Source organism: Streptomyces sp. NPDC013317, assembly GCF_055563155.1.
In genome coordinates, this window is sequence record NZ_JBVHDX010000004.1 from 41,824 (window position 1) to 57,876 (window position 16,053).

Consider the following 16,053-nt stretch of genomic DNA (forward strand, 5'->3'; position numbering starts at 1 on the left):
GAGTCCCCGGCCGGCCCCAGGACCCCCGTTTCAGACCCCAAGACTTACAACCCTGAGAGGGATTGACGCATAGTGCTCGACGTCAACTTCTTCGATGAGCTCCGGATCGGTCTGGCCACCGCTGACGACATCCGTCAGTGGAGCCACGGCGAGGTCAAGAAGCCTGAGACCATCAACTACCGCACGCTCAAGCCCGAGAAGGACGGACTCTTCTGCGAGAAGATCTTCGGTCCGACCCGGGACTGGGAGTGCTACTGCGGCAAGTACAAGCGTGTCCGCTTCAAGGGCATCATCTGTGAGCGGTGTGGCGTCGAGGTCACCCGCGCCAAGGTGCGCCGTGAGCGGATGGGCCACATCGAGCTCGCCGCCCCCGTCACCCACATCTGGTACTTCAAGGGCGTCCCGTCGCGCCTCGGATACCTGCTGGACCTCGCGCCGAAGGACCTCGAGAAGGTCATCTACTTCGCCGCGTACATGATCACGTTCGTGGACGAGGAGCGCCGGACGCGCGACCTGCCCTCGCTGGAGGCCCACGTCTCCGTCGAGCGTCAGCAGATCGAGAACCGTCGCGACGCCGACCTCGAGGCCCGCGCCAAGAAGCTCGAGACCGACCTGGCCGAGCTCGAGGCCGAGGGTGCCAAGGCCGACGTGCGCCGCAAGGTGCGCGAGGGCGCCGAGCGTGAGATGAAGCAGCTGCGCGACCGCGCTCAGCGCGAGATCGACCGTCTCGACGAGGTCTGGAACCGCTTCAAGAACCTCAAGGTCCAGGACCTGGAGGGCGACGAGCTCCTCTACCGCGAGCTGCGTGACCGCTTCGGCACGTACTTCGACGGTTCGATGGGTGCCGCGGCGCTGCAGAAGCGCCTGGAGTCCTTCGACCTGGACGAGGAGGCCGAGCGCCTCCGCGAGATCATCCGTACCGGCAAGGGCCAGAAGAAGACCCGTGCGCTCAAGCGCCTCAAGGTCGTCTCCGCGTTCCTGCAGACCGCGAACAGCCCCAAGGGCATGGTTCTCGACTGCGTGCCGGTGATCCCCCCGGACCTGCGTCCGATGGTGCAGCTGGACGGTGGCCGCTTCGCGACCTCCGACCTGAACGACCTGTACCGCCGTGTGATCAACCGCAACAACCGTCTGAAGCGTCTGCTCGACCTCGGTGCCCCCGAGATCATCGTGAACAACGAGAAGCGGATGCTCCAGGAGGCGGTCGACGCCCTCTTCGACAACGGCCGTCGTGGTCGCCCGGTCACGGGCCCCGGCAACCGTCCGCTGAAGTCCCTCAGCGACATGCTGAAGGGTAAGCAGGGTCGATTCCGTCAGAACCTGCTCGGCAAGCGTGTGGACTACTCCGCGCGTTCCGTCATCGTCGTCGGTCCGCAGCTGAAGCTGCACCAGTGCGGTCTGCCGAAGGCCATGGCGCTGGAGCTCTTCAAGCCGTTCGTGATGAAGCGCCTGGTCGACCTGAACCACGCGCAGAACATCAAGAGCGCCAAGCGGATGGTCGAGCGCGGCCGCACGGTCGTGTACGACGTCCTCGAAGAGGTCATCGCCGAGCACCCGGTTCTGCTGAACCGTGCGCCCACGCTGCACCGCCTCGGCATCCAGGCCTTCGAGCCGCAGCTGGTCGAGGGCAAGGCCATCCAGATCCACCCGCTCGTCTGCACCGCGTTCAACGCGGACTTCGACGGTGACCAGATGGCCGTCCACCTGCCGCTCTCCGCGGAGGCGCAGGCCGAGGCCCGCATCCTGATGCTGTCCTCGAACAACATCCTCAAGCCGGCCGACGGCCGTCCTGTCACGATGCCGACCCAGGACATGGTCCTCGGTCTGTTCTTCCTGACCACCGACGGTGAGCTCCGTGACACCAAGGGCGAGGGCCGCGCGTTCGGCTCCACGGCCGAGGCGGTCATGGCGTTCGACGCCGGCGAGCTCGCGCTGCAGTCGCAGATCGACATCCGCTTCCCGATCGGCACCGTTCCGCCGCGCGGCTGGGTTCCCCCGGTCGCCGAGGAGGGTGAGCCGGAGTGGCAGCAGGGTGACTCGTTCCGCCTGCGTACGTCGCTGGGCCGCGCGCTCTTCAACGAGCTGCTGCCCGAGGACTACCCGTTCGTCGACTACTCCGTGGGCAAGAAGCAGCTCTCCGAGATCGTCAACGACCTCGCCGAGCGCTACCCCAAGGTCATCGTGGCGGCGACGCTCGACAACCTGAAGTCGGCGGGCTTCTACTGGGCGACCCGTTCCGGTGTCACCGTGGCCATCTCCGACGTCGTCGTGCCCGAGGCCAAGAAGGCCATCGTCGCGGGCTACGAGGCGCAGGACGAGAAGGTCCAGAAGCAGTACGAGCGCGGTCTCATCACCAAGGAAGAGCGCACTCAGGAGCTCATCGCGATCTGGACCAAGGCGACCAACGAGGTTGCCGAGGCCATGAACGAGAACTTCCCCAAGACGAACCCCATCTTCATGATGGTTGACTCGGGTGCCCGAGGAAACATGATGCAGATGCGGCAGATCGCCGGTATGCGTGGTCTGGTGTCGAACGCCAAGAACGAGACCATCCCGCGTCCCATCAAGGCGTCCTTCCGTGAGGGCCTCACCGTCCTCGAGTACTTCATCTCGACGCACGGTGCCCGTAAGGGTCTCGCCGACACCGCCCTGCGTACCGCCGACTCGGGTTACCTGACCCGTCGTCTGGTGGACGTCTCGCAGGACGTGATCATCCGCGAGGAGGACTGTGGCACCGAGCGCGGTCTGAAGCTGCGGATCGCCGAGCGGGGCGCCGACGGTGTCCTGCGGAAGACGGACGACGTCGAGACCTCCGTGTACGCGCGGATGCTCGCCGAGGACGTCGTCGTGGACGGCAAGGTCATCGCGCCGGCCAACGTCGACCTGGGTGACGTGCTCATCGACGCCCTCGTGGGCGCCGGTGTGGAGGAGGTCAAGACCCGCTCGGTCCTGACCTGTGAGTCCGCGGTCGGCACCTGTGCCTTCTGCTACGGCCGTTCGCTGGCCACCGGCAAGCTGGTCGACATCGGTGAGGCCGTCGGCATCATCGCGGCCCAGTCCATCGGTGAGCCCGGTACCCAGCTGACGATGCGTACCTTCCACACCGGTGGTGTGGCCGGTGACGACATCACCCAGGGTCTGCCCCGTGTCGTCGAGCTCTTCGAGGCTCGTCAGCCCAAGGGTGTCGCCCCGATCTCGGAGGCGGCCGGCCGCGTCCGTATCGAGGAGACCGAGAAGACCAAGAAGATCGTCGTCACCCCGGACGACGGCAGCGACGAGACGGCGTTCCCGATCTCGAAGCGTGCCCGTCTGCTGGTGGGCGAGGGCGACCACGTCGAGGTGGGCCAGAAGCTCACCGTGGGTGCCACCAACCCGCACGACGTGCTGAGGATCCTCGGTCAGCGCGCGGTCCAGGTCCACCTGGTCGGCGAAGTCCAGAAGGTCTACAACTCGCAGGGTGTGTCGATCCACGACAAGCACATCGAGATCATCATCCGGCAGATGCTGCGCCGCGTGACGATCATCGAGTCCGGCGACGCGGAGCTGCTGCCGGGCGAGCTCGTCGAGCGCTCGAAGTTCGAGACCGAGAACCGTCGTGTGGTCACCGAGGGCGGTCACCCCGCCTCCGGCCGTCCGCAGCTGATGGGTATCACCAAGGCCTCGCTGGCGACGGAGTCCTGGCTGTCGGCCGCCTCCTTCCAGGAGACGACCCGAGTCCTGACGGATGCGGCGATCAACGCCAAGTCCGACAGCCTCATCGGCCTCAAGGAGAACGTCATCATCGGTAAGCTCATCCCGGCCGGTACGGGTCTGTCCCGCTACCGCAACATCCGGGTCGAGCCGACCGAGGAGGCCAAGGCCGCGATGTACTCGGCCGTCGGCTACGACGACATCGACTACTCGCCGTTCGGCACGGGCTCCGGCCAGGCCGTTCCGCTGGAGGACTACGACTACGGTCCGTACAACCAGTAAGCGAGTCGCTTGAAGTACCGCAGGGCGGTCACTCCGTTTCGTACGGGGTGGCCGCCCTGCGGCGTTCCCGGAGGGCCCGGAGGGCTACCGGCCCGCCAGTTCCCATACCGCGAGCATCAGGCCGGCGCTCGCGGTCAGCGCGGCGATGCTGGTCAGCGGCCAGCGGGAGCGTTCCAGGGCGTCCAGTCTGGCCTCGTGGTCGGCGAGCTGTTTGTCGGTCTGGTCGCTGCGCTGGACGAGCAGGGCCAGCGAGCCGTCGACGCGGGCGAAGCCGGCCTCCAGCGTGCCGCGCAGCCGTTCCAGCTCCAGTGCCACCGCCACCGGGTCGTTCGGATCAGGCTCGGTCATCGGCCGCCCCCGGGGTGGTGCGCAGCCAGGACGGCAGCAGGTTCTGTACGGCGGGCAGCGCCATCACCCGGGTCAGGGCGCCGGCCACGGCCAGCGCCCCGGCGACCCAGGGGAGGGTCGTCGGGAGGGCGGAGGCGTCGACGATCGCGGGGAGCACGACGGCGATGCCGACGGCGGTCTGCAGGACGGTACGCGCGGTGCGCCTGGCGGCATCGGACATGGGGGTTCTCCTCATCTGCTGTACGGGACCTTGAGCGCGTTCCAGGACATGACGCCCGGCCAGCCGTCGGCGTCGGAGCCGCTGAATCCGAGCTTGCGCTGCCACTTGGCGTAGCTGCGCCGGTCCGCCTCGCCCCAGCGGGGGGAGGGGCCGACGGCGTACGCGGAACAGCCCTCGGCGACCAGTCGGCGGCCCATCGCGGTGACGATCGGGGAGCTGGGGTTCGCCTTGAAGAACGAGGTGCCGGGGAAGGGCTGGTAGCGGGCGGCCGGCTTCTGCGGGGCCGGGGGCTGCTTGACCGGGGAGGCGGCGAGCCGCTTCTGGACCCGGTCGCGCATGCCCGGCATCGCGAAGCCGCGCGGGTCGCTCTTCCAGTCGGACCATTCCAGGTGGCCGATCACGGACTTGGCGCCCCAGCCGTGGGCGCGGCAGAGCGCGGCGGAGGTCCGCTCGATCGCGTCGAGCTGGGCGGCCGGCCAGGGGTCGGTGCCGTTGCCGAGGTTGATGCACTCGAAGCCGTAGAAGCGGGAGTTGCCGTCGACGGCGCCGGGGCTGCCCTGGTGGTGACGGGGGGTGGGCGGCCGGGTTCCGTAGGTCTCGGTGATCACGGCCTGGAGGACGGAGGGATCGCCGCCGCCCGCGTGGTTGGCGCGGCCGCCGGAGACCAGGTGGACCGTGCCGTCCTTGGCGATCACGCCGTGGCAGAGCGGGCCCGGCAGCCCGGTGTAGCCGTTGTAGCAGAGCTCGACGGACGAGGCGGTGCCGCTGGAGACGGTGTGGTGGATCATCACGCCGACGACCGGCCCCCAGGCGCCGGCCTGGTTGCGGTGGTGGGTGCGCCAGCCGTCGTGCTCGACGACCTTGACGCCTTCGGCGCGGAGCGCGGCGACGAGCCGGTCCGCGGAGAGGGGAGTGGCCATGGTGACCTCCGGGCTTGCGGGCATGAAAAAGGCCCGCGCGGGGGCGGGCGTACGGGTGGGGCGGGGATTCGGTGCTACGGGGCCGGGACGGGCGCCGGTTCCGGGGTGGGGGTCGGGGTCTCCGCGGTCGGCTCCGGGGTCGGCTCCGGGGTCGGTTCCGGGGTCGGCGTCTCCGGGGTCGGGGTGGGCGCGGGCTCCGGCTGAGGCGCCGGCGCCCAGGCCGTGCAGAGTGCGGCGTAGGCGGCCCGGCGGGACTCGAAGTCGGCGAGGGCAGCCGCGACGGCCTGCTCGACGGCGGTCGGGTCGGGGACCACGGCGACGCCGTCCGTGGCGGGGACGATGACCAGCCCGGAGCCGCGCAGGGCCGCGTCGCCCGTGCCCTTCTCGGTGAGCTCGGCTGTCACGTACACCGCCGGGAACTGCCCGGTGACCGGGTCGATCTCCAGGGTGTGGCCGAGGCTGTTGTCGTAGACGCGGACATGGAGGGTGTGGCCGGTCTCCGTGACGACGGCACGGCCGGCGTAGTCGATGGCCACGCCCCAGGGCTGGGTGGGGTCGATGTTCATGGGGTACTCCTCGTACTCGTCGTCCTGCGGGGAGGGCGGATCAGGTCTGGGCGCCGTGGATGAGGACCGCCTGGGCGTAGACGGTGCCGCCGCTGGCCATCGCCTGGACCTCGATGTTCATCGTCTGGCCGAACCTGGTCTTCATGTCGCCGGGCAGAAGGCCGAGATGGTCGTAGGTGGTGCCCGCGGTCACCGTGGGACCGAACTGCACGCTGTCGACGAGCACCCGCACCTGCCCGGTGGCGCCCGAGGACGCCGCCGTGTTGACGACGAGCCGCATCTTCGGCTGCCAGACGGGGTTGGAGGAGCGGGCGACGGTCGTGAACGCCGCGGCGGTGGTGGAGGGCCACTTGACCGGATCGGTGGGCAGCGGCGGCATGAGCTGCAGCCAGGGTCGGGCGAGACCGCCGGTCAGGATGTCGTCCGCGAAGATCTCGTGGTTGTAGCCGTCGAAGATCCGGAACAGCGGACGGGTGATGGTGACGCTGCCGGTCTGCGTGGCGGGGCGGAACTCGTTGACCGCGGGACGCGTGTTGACGGCGGTGGACAGCGCCTTGAGCCGTCGTTCCATCTGGTTGAGCCGGTCGATGATGTCCTCGGGCAGCTGGGGCATCAGGCCTCCTCAAGGTAGAGCTCGGCGGTGTCGGGACGGCCGCGCTCCGGGGGAGTGACCTTGACGCCGATGATGCGGTAGCGGGCGTCCAGGCCCTGCGCGAACCACTCGTCGTGGATCCGGACGCGGGCGATGCGCCCGATGAGGGCCGGCGGGACCATCCCGCCCAGGTGGATGGTGATCGCCGGGATCACCACGGCGCCGCGGGCCTGGGCGAGTTCCGCCGCGGCCAGCGACTCCAGGGTGAGCGTGTCGGAGATCTCGTTGTGGTCCGTCGACAGGTCGATCAGGGGCCAGCCGTCGACGAGGAGCGAGGTGTCGTACTGCTCCTTGCCGTACAGCGGTCGCGATTCGGCGGCCGCGTTGGAGTTCACGGACGCGCCGCGGGCCACTGCGGTGGTGCCGCCCCGGGTCGCGTCGTAGGGGAAGGAGTACGACAGGATGACGCCGGGCCGGTCGAAGAGCAGGTCCGTGGCGCCGTTGACGATCTTCGGTTCGCCGAGCCGAAGTTGGCGCACCCGCTGCCCGCTGATGGGGTCGCGGTAGACGAGGATCTGGTGCTCGAAGCCGTCCTGCATGGCGGCGATCTGGTTGAGCGCGTCCAGGTAGACCGTCTCGTCGCCCTTGCGCCACGAGACGGTACGCATGACCTTGGGCGGCTCGTCGCCGAACGTGATCCCGAGGCGCTTGGGTTCCTGGTTCGCGGGGGCGCCCGGGTAGCTCTGGACGTCGAGCTCGCTCCACAGCCGGCGCGCGATCTCCAGTTGGTAGGTCGGGGTGTCGTACGTGATGTCCGTACGGATGCGCCGGCGGCCTGCGTACGAGTCGAAGGTGGCGGCCTGGATGCCGAGGGTCAGCACCCCGCGGCCGCTGGACTGCAGGGTGGTGGTCCAGACGATGCCGCCCCACCACAGGTCCCCGCCGCGCTCCAGATAGACCGACGTGCGGCCTTCCCGGACCTGCTTGACCCGCTCGGCGATGGCCTTGTTCGGGATGGGGATGGTGCCGGACAGGGATCCGGCCTTGCCGATGTAGTCGTCGAAGGAGACGTCCCGCAGGGGCAGGATGTCCAGGGTCTGGTCGGTGAGCAGGTCACAGAAGATCGCCCGGTAGGGCGTGTCGAGGCTCATCGGGCTCCCTTCAGAGGACGTAGGTGGCGGAGACGCGGACGTTGCGGCCGGCCATGAGCACGCCGGTGGGGGACCAGGTGCGCAGGTTGACCTGCCCGTTGGCCCAGATGTTGGCGCCGCCGTTGGCGAAGCCGTCGCAGGCGGAGACCTCCATGTCGAAGGCCGGCCGCCAGCCCGCGGGCAGGGTGCACAGCTGCTCGTCGTCGATGTTTCCGGCGCTGTTGGCGGTGATGGCAGCGCCGCTGCGGGTGACGGAGAGGAGCAGCGAGACGATGCCGCGGGTGCGGCGCGCGGTGAAGGAGACCAGGCTCCAGCCGGGCAGCATGGTGACGCCGCCGGTGAGGGTCTCCACCTCGACCGGCGGCTGGTAGTTCACCCAGGCGGTGCCGGTCCAGCGCTGGATCACTCCGCTGTTCTCCCGGAACTGGCCCGGGTAGCTGCCGGTGGACAGCGTGCCGGCGGGGGCGATACCGCCGATCTCCTTCGGGTACGGGACCCAGTTGGTGCCGCTCCAGCGCTGGAGGAAGTGCGAGTCGTCGTTGTCCTGGTACTGGCCCGGGTAGGAGCCGGTCACCGCGGCGTTGTTGTAGGTGGGCAGGATGCCGCCGACCGCGACCGTCGTGGTGCGCAGGTCGGTGACGGTGCCGGGCGCCGTCCAGTCGATGCCGCCGGTGCCGGCCGAGGCTCCGGCCTTCACCCTGACACTGCACAGCGGCAGCGAGCGGGCCGGTGCGGCGGGCGCCACCGGAACGGCCTTCGGCTCGCCCTTCACGATCTCGACGACGGCGTCGTACTTGCCCTGGAGGTCGGCGTCGTTGTCGTAGACGCGCAGGACGACGAGGTCGATGCGCGGGTTGAGGGCGTCGCCGTCGCCGAAGGTGATGGTCATGTCCTGGTCGAGGGCGACGGGGTAGGCGCCGTCGGAGTTGGCGCCCTGGACGACGGCCCTGCCGTGGTAGACGGTGGCCGTCATCGGGCCGGCGCTGCTGATCCACAGGCCGCCGACCCGGAACTTGCCGTCGTACGTCCCGGGCAGGATGCCCGACCGCACGCCGAGCGGGTTCGTAGGGGTGGTGGCGCCGATGTTGGTGATACGGGTGTTCTGGCGGGTCTGCCCAGTGGGCAGCAGCCAGCCGGAGCGTACGGGCATGGGGTCTCCTGGGGAGGGAAGGTCGGGCAGCTAGCCGGACGGGCGGTCGGTCAGTGCTGCGGGACGACCTGGAGGAACGTGTTGTTGAACCACGCCTGCAGGGCGGCGTTGGTCGTCCGGTAGTGGGCGGTGACCGTGTACGTCGCCCCGGCCGTCAGGGTGTGCAGCCGCTGGGTCGTGGAGACGGAGATGTTGCCGGGGGACTGGCAGACCACCGCGTACGAGTCGCTGTTGTCGCGGTGGACGGCCGTGCCCTGCATGACCTTCACGCTCATGAAGCCGACGCCGGACCCCGAGCCGACCAGCTGGATCCGCGAGCCGAAGGTGAGCATCGCCTGCCGCGACGCCGGGGCGACGAAGGTGAGGGAGAGCGCGGGCCGGTCGACGAGCGCGCTCACCCACGAGGTCGAGGTGGTGTAGCTGGCGGTCAGCGTGTCGTTGAAGTACGGACCCGGGACGGCCGGGGCCCACGCCGAGCCGGTCCAGCGTTCGAGCCGTCCGCCCGCACCGTCCCGGTACTGGCCGGTGTAGGTGCCCGGGGCGGAGGCGCTGACCGAGTTCGGGACGACGCCGCCGACGGCCTGCGGGTACGCCACCCACTTGCCGCCGTCCCAGCGCTGCAACTGGGCGTCGGGCGTGTCCTGGTACTGCCCCGGGTAGGCGCCCGGCTGGACCGGCCCCTCGACCGGCAGGATGCCGCCGACGGAGGAGACCGTGGTGCGCAGGTCCTTGAGTCCCGTGGCCCACGGGATGCCGCCGTTGCCCGCGCTGGCGCCGGCCGGGACGGTCACCTCGTACAGCGGAAGGCTGCGCGCCGGCACCGGCCTGGCCTTCGGGGTCTGCTCCGCGAAGCCCTGGATGATCTCGATGACGGCCTCGTTGCGGTCGCCCTCGTACAGCTTGTCGTGGACCCGCAGGACGACCAGGTCGACCCGGTTGTACAGGGCGTCGCCGGGGGCGAAGGTGATGTTCTCGGAGGCCGGAAGCGTCACCGGGTAGGCGCCCTGGGAGATGTCTCCCTGGATGACCGCCCGGCCCTCGGAGACCGTCGCCGACATGGCGGAGGCGTTCGTCATCCAGAAGCCGGAGAGCCGGTACTTGCCGTCGTAGGAGCCGGGCAGGATGCCGGAGCGGACCTGGACGGGGTTGAGCGCGTTGGTGGCGCCGATCTGGGTGAGCCGGGTGTCCTCGCGGGTCTGGCCGGTCTCGGCGACCCAGCTGCTGCGCAGGTTCATGGGGTTCTCCTTCGGAGAGTGTCGGTGGGCGGACGGGAGGTCAGGACTTGATCCACTCGGCGGTCAGGGTGCAGGCGTAGCCGGAGCCGCCGAGTGTCTTCACCGCCGCGGTGTGGCTCTGGTAGCCGGCCAGTTGGAGCGTGTTGCCGGCGGTGAGCCTGACCAGGCCCTGGCCTCCGACCGTGATGGCGCTGTTGCCGGCCGGGGTCAGCCATGTCATGCGCTGCACGCCGGTTCCGTTGACCAGGACGCGGGCGCCCCTGGCGCCGGTCTGGGCGTCGTTCTGCCACACGGCGTGCGCGGCGATCCGCCACCAGCCGGTGCGCGGCACGACGAAGGTGTCGGTCCCGTTCCAGGCGGCGGCGTCGTCGGCGTCGACGGTCGGCAGGCTGAGCACGGTCCAGGTGTTGGACGGGACGCTCTGCTGATGGGACGTCAGCGTCTGGGAGGCGCTGAACAGGAGGGACGACCTGCCCTGCACGTACTGCCAGGCGGCGCCGTCCCAGCGCTGCAGGATCCCGCCGTTGTCCCGGTACTGGCCGGTGTAGCCCCCGGTCGAGACCAGGGAGCCGGGGGCGATCCCGCCGATCGCCCTGGGGTACGACAGCCAGGTCGTGCCGTCCCAGCGCTGGAGCATCCCGGAGGCGTCCCGGTACTGGCCGGCGTACGCGCCCTTGAAGCCGCTGGTCGGCAGGATGCCGCCCAGCGCCACCACCGGCCAGTGCTGCTGGGTGACTCCGCCGGTGGTCCAGGCGATGCCGCCGGTGCCGGCGGAGGTGCCCTTCGGGACGCGGACCGTGTACAGCGGGATGGTGCTGCCCGGCCCGCTCGCCGGTGCCACCGGGGTGGCCTGCGCGGTGCCCCTGACGAGGCGTACGACGGCCTCGGTGGTGCCCGTACGGTCGTAGGCGTCGTCGACGACGGCGAGTTCGACCAGGTCGATCCGGTCGTACTGCGGGTCGCCGTCGGTGATGGTGAGGATCTCCGGGCTGGTGACGGTCACCAGGTAGCAACCCTGGGCGGTGTCGTTGCCCTGGACGACGGCCCTGCCGGTGCCGATCGTGCACTGCATCGGTGCCGTGCCCGTCAGGTTGAGGCCGCCCGGCACGACGCCCGGCCGGGAGCGGAGCGGGGTCTCCTCAGGGCTCTGGCCACTGGGGGTGAGCAGGGCGGCGAGGGTGAGACGGGTGTCCTCGCGGGTCTGGCCGGTGGATTGGAGCCAGGCGGCCTTTACGGTCATGGGTGCACCTCTTCGTGGGAGGAGCGGATCCGTCGGATCCGTATCAGGAGCGGGAGGGGGCTGCGGTCACCACTCGGCGCTGCGCCAGCGGACCGTCATGAGCGCTTCGGGGGTCGCCTCGTCGGGCCGGAACGACAGCTCCGTGCGGCCCGGTTCGAGCAGGAACAGCTCCTCCGGGCTGGAGTCCGCCATGGCGGTGTGGCGGCGGGACGCGGTGTTGTTGAGCATGACCGTGCCGTTGGCGGTGTCGACGACGAGCTCGTCGCCGGCGGCCAGGTCGATCGCGTACCGGAGTCGGCGCTTGCTGACCCGCTCGGTGACGGTCGGCATGGAGCACGGGCCGCGGAAGGCGATCACCGGGTGGGTGGCGGCGGAGCCGGTGTTCTCGGCGACGGCGTCGCCGGTGCTGGTGGCCTGGCCCCAGTTGAGCGGCCAGGTCAGCGGCCAGGTGAGCCCGGACTCGGGCTGCGGGGCGGTGGTGGTGGCGACCTCCTCCTCGACGGTGTAGCGCCGGGGGTCGGAGGCCAGCCACTGGATCGACATCTTGGAGCTGCCCTGGGTCGCGAAGCCCTGGTCGGCCGGGACGACCCGCTGGGCGATCCGCGCGCGGACGGCGAGCATCTCCCCGTGGAGCCGGACGGTCAGCCAGCGCTCCTCGTCGAGCAGGGCGAGCGCCTGCCGCAGGGCGCGGATGGCGCCGGGCGCCGTGTCGTACTCCGGCATCAGGACGACCGTTCCGCCGACCTTCCGGGGCTTGGCGTACCGGGAGCCCGGCCAGGCGCCGTGGGAGGTGGGGCGCTCGGCGTCGGAGGAGTCGTACTCGGGCAGGTCCTCCCAGCCGCTGAGCCCGGAGCGGTCGACGGCGAACGGCGTGCCGGGGCCGATGAGAAGCCCGGCCCACTGGATCTGCCCGTCCTGGGTGATCAGCGAGCCGGGCGCGACGTCGGCGGTCAGTCCGTTTCCGGAGGCGTATGCGGTTGTGGTCTCGGCCATGGGGGCCGTCACCTCACTTCTGATGGGGTGTCACTGACGGGCGGTCGCGAGGAACAGCAGGTCCTCGGCGGTCGACCGAGGCCCCGCGCCGGGCTGTTCGTAGAAGTCCCGTACGCGGTGTGGCGGTCGGAGCGGCTCGTCGACGGCCGGGACGCGGCGGTTCTCCAGCTGGGAGAGCGAGTCGATGCGGTAGTCGTCGGCCGTGCCGGGCATGACGATGCCGCCGTCGGCGAGCATCGGGAGTTTGTCGATCTCGACGCCGAACTTCTTGCCGGTGAGCGGGATCTCGAAGCTGAGCTTGTTGAGCCCGTCGATGAGCCAGTTGGCGAAGGCGATGAGGCCGTTGATCGGCCCCTTGACGACGCCGATGACGGCGCTCAGGGCTCCCTTGACGAGGTCGCCGATGCCGCGCATGGCGCCGCCGACGGCGTCCTTGGCGGTACGGAAGAAGCCGGGGATCTTGTCCGTGACGAAGGACAGGACCGGTTTGACGGCGTTCTTGATGCCGCCGATGGTGCTGGAGGCGATACCGCGCAGGGCGTTGGAGGCGGAGGTGACGGCGGTGCGGACCTTGGAGAGTCCTTCGATGCCGGAACCGACGGCCTTCAGGGCGGTGGTGAAGAGGGCCAGGTACCCCTTGACGTAGGTTCCGACGGCCTGTCCGAGCAGCTTCATGATCGGCTGCAGGAACTTCCAGACCGCCTGGAAGCCCTTGAGGGCCTGCTGGAAGACCTGCCTGATGATCTTCTGGCCGGTCTCGGAGTTCACCGCGAGCTCGATGAGGTACGCGGCGACGGGTACGAGGATGCCGACGAGGAAGCCGATCGGGTTGGCCCGCATCGCGACGTTGGCGGCGGTCATCGCGATCGAGGCGATGGTCATGACGGTGCCGAAGCGGTCCATCAGTTTGGTGATGACGTCGGTGACGGGGATCAGAGGGAGGAGGAGGGCGAGGACGCCCCCGACGACGGAACCGACCCGGCCGGCGGCGGTGCGGGCCTTCGCCGCGGCGTCGCCGATCCGTCTGATGCCGGTGGCCGCCCTGGACTGCTGTACGCGGCGTACGGAGGAGGCGGCCCCGGACGCCTGGGTGCCGAGGGTGCGCAGCGTCGTCCCGACGGTGCGTCCGGCGGAGCCGAGCGAGCCGATTCCGCCGGCCGCCCGCTGGACGCCCTGCTTGAGCTGCTTCAGTGCGTCGCCCGCCTGGCCGGCGCTCTGCCGCAGGGAGTTCATCACCGGGGTGACGCTTCCGAACCGCGGCATGGTGATCGCCGCGGCACTCATCCGCGCGCCTTCGCCAGGTACATCAGCGCGTCGGCCGTCGACTGCGGATCACTGCCACGGGAGGCGTGGTAGTGCTCGATGTGCAGCCCGGCGCCCACGCCGCCGCCCGCCTGCGCCTGTGCGGACATCCGGGCGCGCCGGGCGGTGAGGGCGAGCAGCCGGTCCAGCTTGGAGAGCGGGAGGACGGCCTCGGCCTCGCCGGCCTCGGCGATGATCGCCGGGACACCGCCGGTGCGGGGCATGACGACACCGCCGGTGGCGAGCATGGGGATGGTCGGGATGTTGACGCCGAAGGTCTTGCCGCCGACGACCGGCACCCAGCCGGGGACGCTGACCTTGACCCGGTTCAGGCTGCCGATCATCCGGTTGATCATGCCGATGACGGCGTTGATCGGGCCGGAGACGCCGCTCTTGATGCCGTTGAACGCCCGGGACGCGATGTCCTTGAGGCCGTTCCAGATGGACGACATCTTGTCCTTGACGGCCCGGAAGGCGTTCGGGATCGCCGACTTGATCCAGTTGACCACCGGGGTGATCACAGCCTTGATGCCGTTCCATACGGTGCGGATGACCGTCCTGATGGCGTTCATGACCGTGGTGATGACCGTCTTCCAGATCTTCACGTAGGTCTTGATGACGGTGGCGACGGCCTTGACGACGGTGGTGACGGCCTTCTTGATGCCGTTCCAGACCGTCTTGATCAGGTCGCCGGCCTTCTTCATGATCGGGCCGATGGCCTTCATGACCGAGCTGATCACGGTCTTGATGGCGTCGAACGCCTTCTTCATGACCGTCTGCATGGTCTTCGAGCGCATCGCCATCTCGACGATCTTCTCGATGAGCGGCATGAAGAGCTCGATCAGACGGGCCAGGAAGTTGCCCTTCATGGACTTGTTGAGCTTGTCCTGACCCTTGGCGGCCTTGCCGGCGCCGGACTCGTACTTGCCCAGGCTCCGGCCGGCGGTCTCGGCGGTCTTGCCGGCCTTGGCCATGGACTTCTCGGCCTGGTCCGAGGCGGTCTTGAGGTTCTTCAGCTGGGTGCTGGAACCCTGGGCGTTGGTCTTCAGGTTCTTGAGCTGCCCGGACGCCGACCGCCCGGCGTCGCCTACCTTCTTGACCGAGGTGCCGGCGCCGGATGCCTGTGTCTTGAGACTGCTCAGCGAGGTGGACGCGTTCTTGAGCGACTTGATGAGAGACATGGGTTACCTCCTTTCGGGGTGAGGTGATCAGAGGGCGGCGTCGGCGTTCCGGACGGCCGTCCGGAAGTTGTTGAACGACTGGGCCAGGTTCCCGCCGGCCCTCGCGAGGTCGTTGGCGGCGCTGGCGGCCGACCTCAGATTGCTGGCGTTGGGGAGTTTCTCCGGCTTGAAATGCCTCTGTGCGCCCGCGAGCTTGCCGGTCGCCTTGGCGAGTTCCAGGATCCTGGTGGGGTTGGACTTGTCGACGGCCTTGTTGGCCTTCTCGAGCGCCTTCGTGTCCAGCCGGTGCTCGTTGTACTTCTCCACGCCTTCGGCGATCTTCACGAGCTTCTCGGCGACGGAGGCCATCTTGGTGGGGACGGCCGCGGTGATGGCCGTGTTGACCTTCTCGACCCCTGTCGCGATCTTGGTCAGCGACCGGGCACTCGGCAGTTTGCGGACTTCGGTGTTGAACTTCGCGATCCTCGTGTTGACCGCGCCCAGGGCGTCCTGCAGGGGCCGCAGCCTGGCCGGGTCCGGGAGGTCGGTGAGACTGGACAGGCCCGCCACCGCGCCCGCTTCGCGCCGGTTGACATGATCGCGGGTGTACATGCCGAGGCCACGACCGCTGTCGTTGGTGGCCAGGATCTGGTTGCGGCGCGCGCCGGGAAGGAAGCGGGTGACCAGTTGCTGGAGATCCCGCTGCGTTTCCTTGAGGTTGGTGGCGAGGATGAGAAGGAACGCCGGGACGGCGAGACCGACGAAGGCGCTGATGAGGTAGGGGACCCAGTTCTCGCCCTCCTTGAACTTCTCCCAGGTGGCGGCGAAGCCGTCGAGGCCGGCGGCCTCGGCCCACTCCGTGAGGGCGTCCTTCTTGAGCTCCTTGTGCATGTCGTCGATCTTCGTGATGAAGTTCATCGGCAGCTGGCGCTCGGTGAGGATCTTCGGCTCCGCCTCGATGAGGGCGGCTTTGAACTGGGAGATCCTCGCGATGGGGTCCTCTGGGACGGGCTCCCCCTTCTTCTTCGCCTCCTCGGCCTCCTTCCTCTTCTGCTCCTCCGCCTCTTTCCTCTCCTTCTCGGTCATCTTCTGCATCTCGACGTTCTTGACGTCGACGGTGGCGGTCTCGATGTTGTTCTTGAGTTCGACGACCTTGTCCAGGACGTCCCTGAGTGTCGGCTCTGCCATGGGTGACTCCGCTTCC

The 16,053-nt window shown here is 69.3% G+C and carries 14 protein-coding genes; 1 reads left to right on the forward strand and 13 read right to left on the reverse strand.

Annotated features, from left to right (window positions below; all coding sequences use genetic code 11):
* Positions 1 to 72 precede the first annotated feature (72 nt).
* Entirely contained in the window at positions 73 to 3,972 is a 3,900-nt protein-coding gene (locus tag ACZ3IJ_RS12780) for a DNA-directed RNA polymerase subunit beta' (RefSeq protein ID WP_391798994.1), read from the forward strand.
* Positions 3,973 to 4,056: 84 nt separating this feature from the next.
* Here the strand turns inward: ACZ3IJ_RS12780 and ACZ3IJ_RS12785 are convergent, their stop codons facing one another.
* The 13 genes from ACZ3IJ_RS12785 to ACZ3IJ_RS12845 all read right to left on the reverse strand — a co-directional run bounded on the left by ACZ3IJ_RS12785 (position 4,057) and on the right by ACZ3IJ_RS12845 (position 16,037).
* On the reverse strand, positions 4,057 to 4,320 hold the full coding sequence (locus ACZ3IJ_RS12785) for a hypothetical protein (RefSeq protein WP_383223063.1): 264 nt from the start codon (positions 4,318 to 4,320) through the stop codon (positions 4,057 to 4,059).
* Entirely contained in the window at positions 4,307 to 4,540 is a 234-nt protein-coding gene (locus tag ACZ3IJ_RS12790; RefSeq protein ID WP_467467706.1) for a hypothetical protein, read from the reverse strand. The genes ACZ3IJ_RS12785 and ACZ3IJ_RS12790 overlap by 14 nt, the downstream gene beginning before the upstream one ends.
* A gap of 11 nt (positions 4,541 to 4,551) precedes the next feature.
* The gene (locus tag ACZ3IJ_RS12795; protein WP_467467707.1) at positions 4,552 to 5,460 is read right to left on the reverse strand and encodes a peptidoglycan-binding protein; all 909 of its coding nucleotides are present in this window, start codon (positions 5,458 to 5,460) and stop codon (positions 4,552 to 4,554) included.
* Between the two features lie 74 nt (positions 5,461 to 5,534).
* The gene (locus ACZ3IJ_RS12800) at positions 5,535 to 6,026 is read right to left on the reverse strand and encodes an ATP-binding protein (protein ID WP_467467708.1); all 492 of its coding nucleotides are present in this window, start codon (positions 6,024 to 6,026) and stop codon (positions 5,535 to 5,537) included.
* A gap of 40 nt (positions 6,027 to 6,066) precedes the next feature.
* On the reverse strand, positions 6,067 to 6,639 hold the full coding sequence (locus ACZ3IJ_RS12805; protein ID WP_467467709.1) for a hypothetical protein: 573 nt from the start codon (positions 6,637 to 6,639) through the stop codon (positions 6,067 to 6,069).
* On the reverse strand, positions 6,639 to 7,769 hold the full coding sequence (locus ACZ3IJ_RS12810; RefSeq protein WP_467467710.1) for a hypothetical protein: 1,131 nt from the start codon (positions 7,767 to 7,769) through the stop codon (positions 6,639 to 6,641). Before ACZ3IJ_RS12810 ends, ACZ3IJ_RS12805 begins: the two co-directional genes overlap by 1 nt.
* Positions 7,770 to 7,779: 10 nt before the next feature.
* Positions 7,780 to 8,919, reverse strand: a complete 1,140-nt coding sequence (locus ACZ3IJ_RS12815) for a hypothetical protein (RefSeq protein ID WP_467467711.1) — start codon at positions 8,917 to 8,919, stop codon at positions 7,780 to 7,782.
* Positions 8,920 to 8,969: 50 nt separating this feature from the next.
* Positions 8,970 to 10,154: a hypothetical protein gene (locus ACZ3IJ_RS12820; protein ID WP_467467712.1), complete on the reverse strand. Its 1,185-nt coding sequence runs from the start codon at positions 10,152 to 10,154 to the stop codon at positions 8,970 to 8,972.
* A 40-nt stretch (positions 10,155 to 10,194) separates the two neighbouring features.
* Positions 10,195 to 11,394, reverse strand: coding sequence for a hypothetical protein (locus ACZ3IJ_RS12825; RefSeq protein ID WP_467467713.1), 1,200 nt, complete (start codon positions 11,392 to 11,394; stop codon positions 10,195 to 10,197).
* Between the two features lie 66 nt (positions 11,395 to 11,460).
* Positions 11,461 to 12,387, reverse strand: coding sequence for a phage distal tail protein (locus tag ACZ3IJ_RS12830; RefSeq protein ID WP_467467714.1), 927 nt, complete (start codon positions 12,385 to 12,387; stop codon positions 11,461 to 11,463).
* A 30-nt stretch (positions 12,388 to 12,417) separates the two neighbouring features.
* Entirely contained in the window at positions 12,418 to 13,671 is a 1,254-nt protein-coding gene (locus ACZ3IJ_RS12835; RefSeq protein ID WP_467467715.1) for a tape-measure protein, read from the reverse strand.
* A complete protein-coding gene (locus ACZ3IJ_RS12840) occupies positions 13,668 to 14,870 on the reverse strand; it encodes a phage tail protein (protein ID WP_467467716.1) in 1,203 nt (400 codons plus the stop codon). The genes ACZ3IJ_RS12835 and ACZ3IJ_RS12840 overlap by 4 nt, the downstream gene beginning before the upstream one ends.
* Before the next feature lie 27 nt (positions 14,871 to 14,897).
* Positions 14,898 to 16,037, reverse strand: coding sequence for a hypothetical protein (locus ACZ3IJ_RS12845; protein ID WP_467467717.1), 1,140 nt, complete (start codon positions 16,035 to 16,037; stop codon positions 14,898 to 14,900).
* Between the last annotated feature and the right edge of the window lie 16 nt (positions 16,038 to 16,053).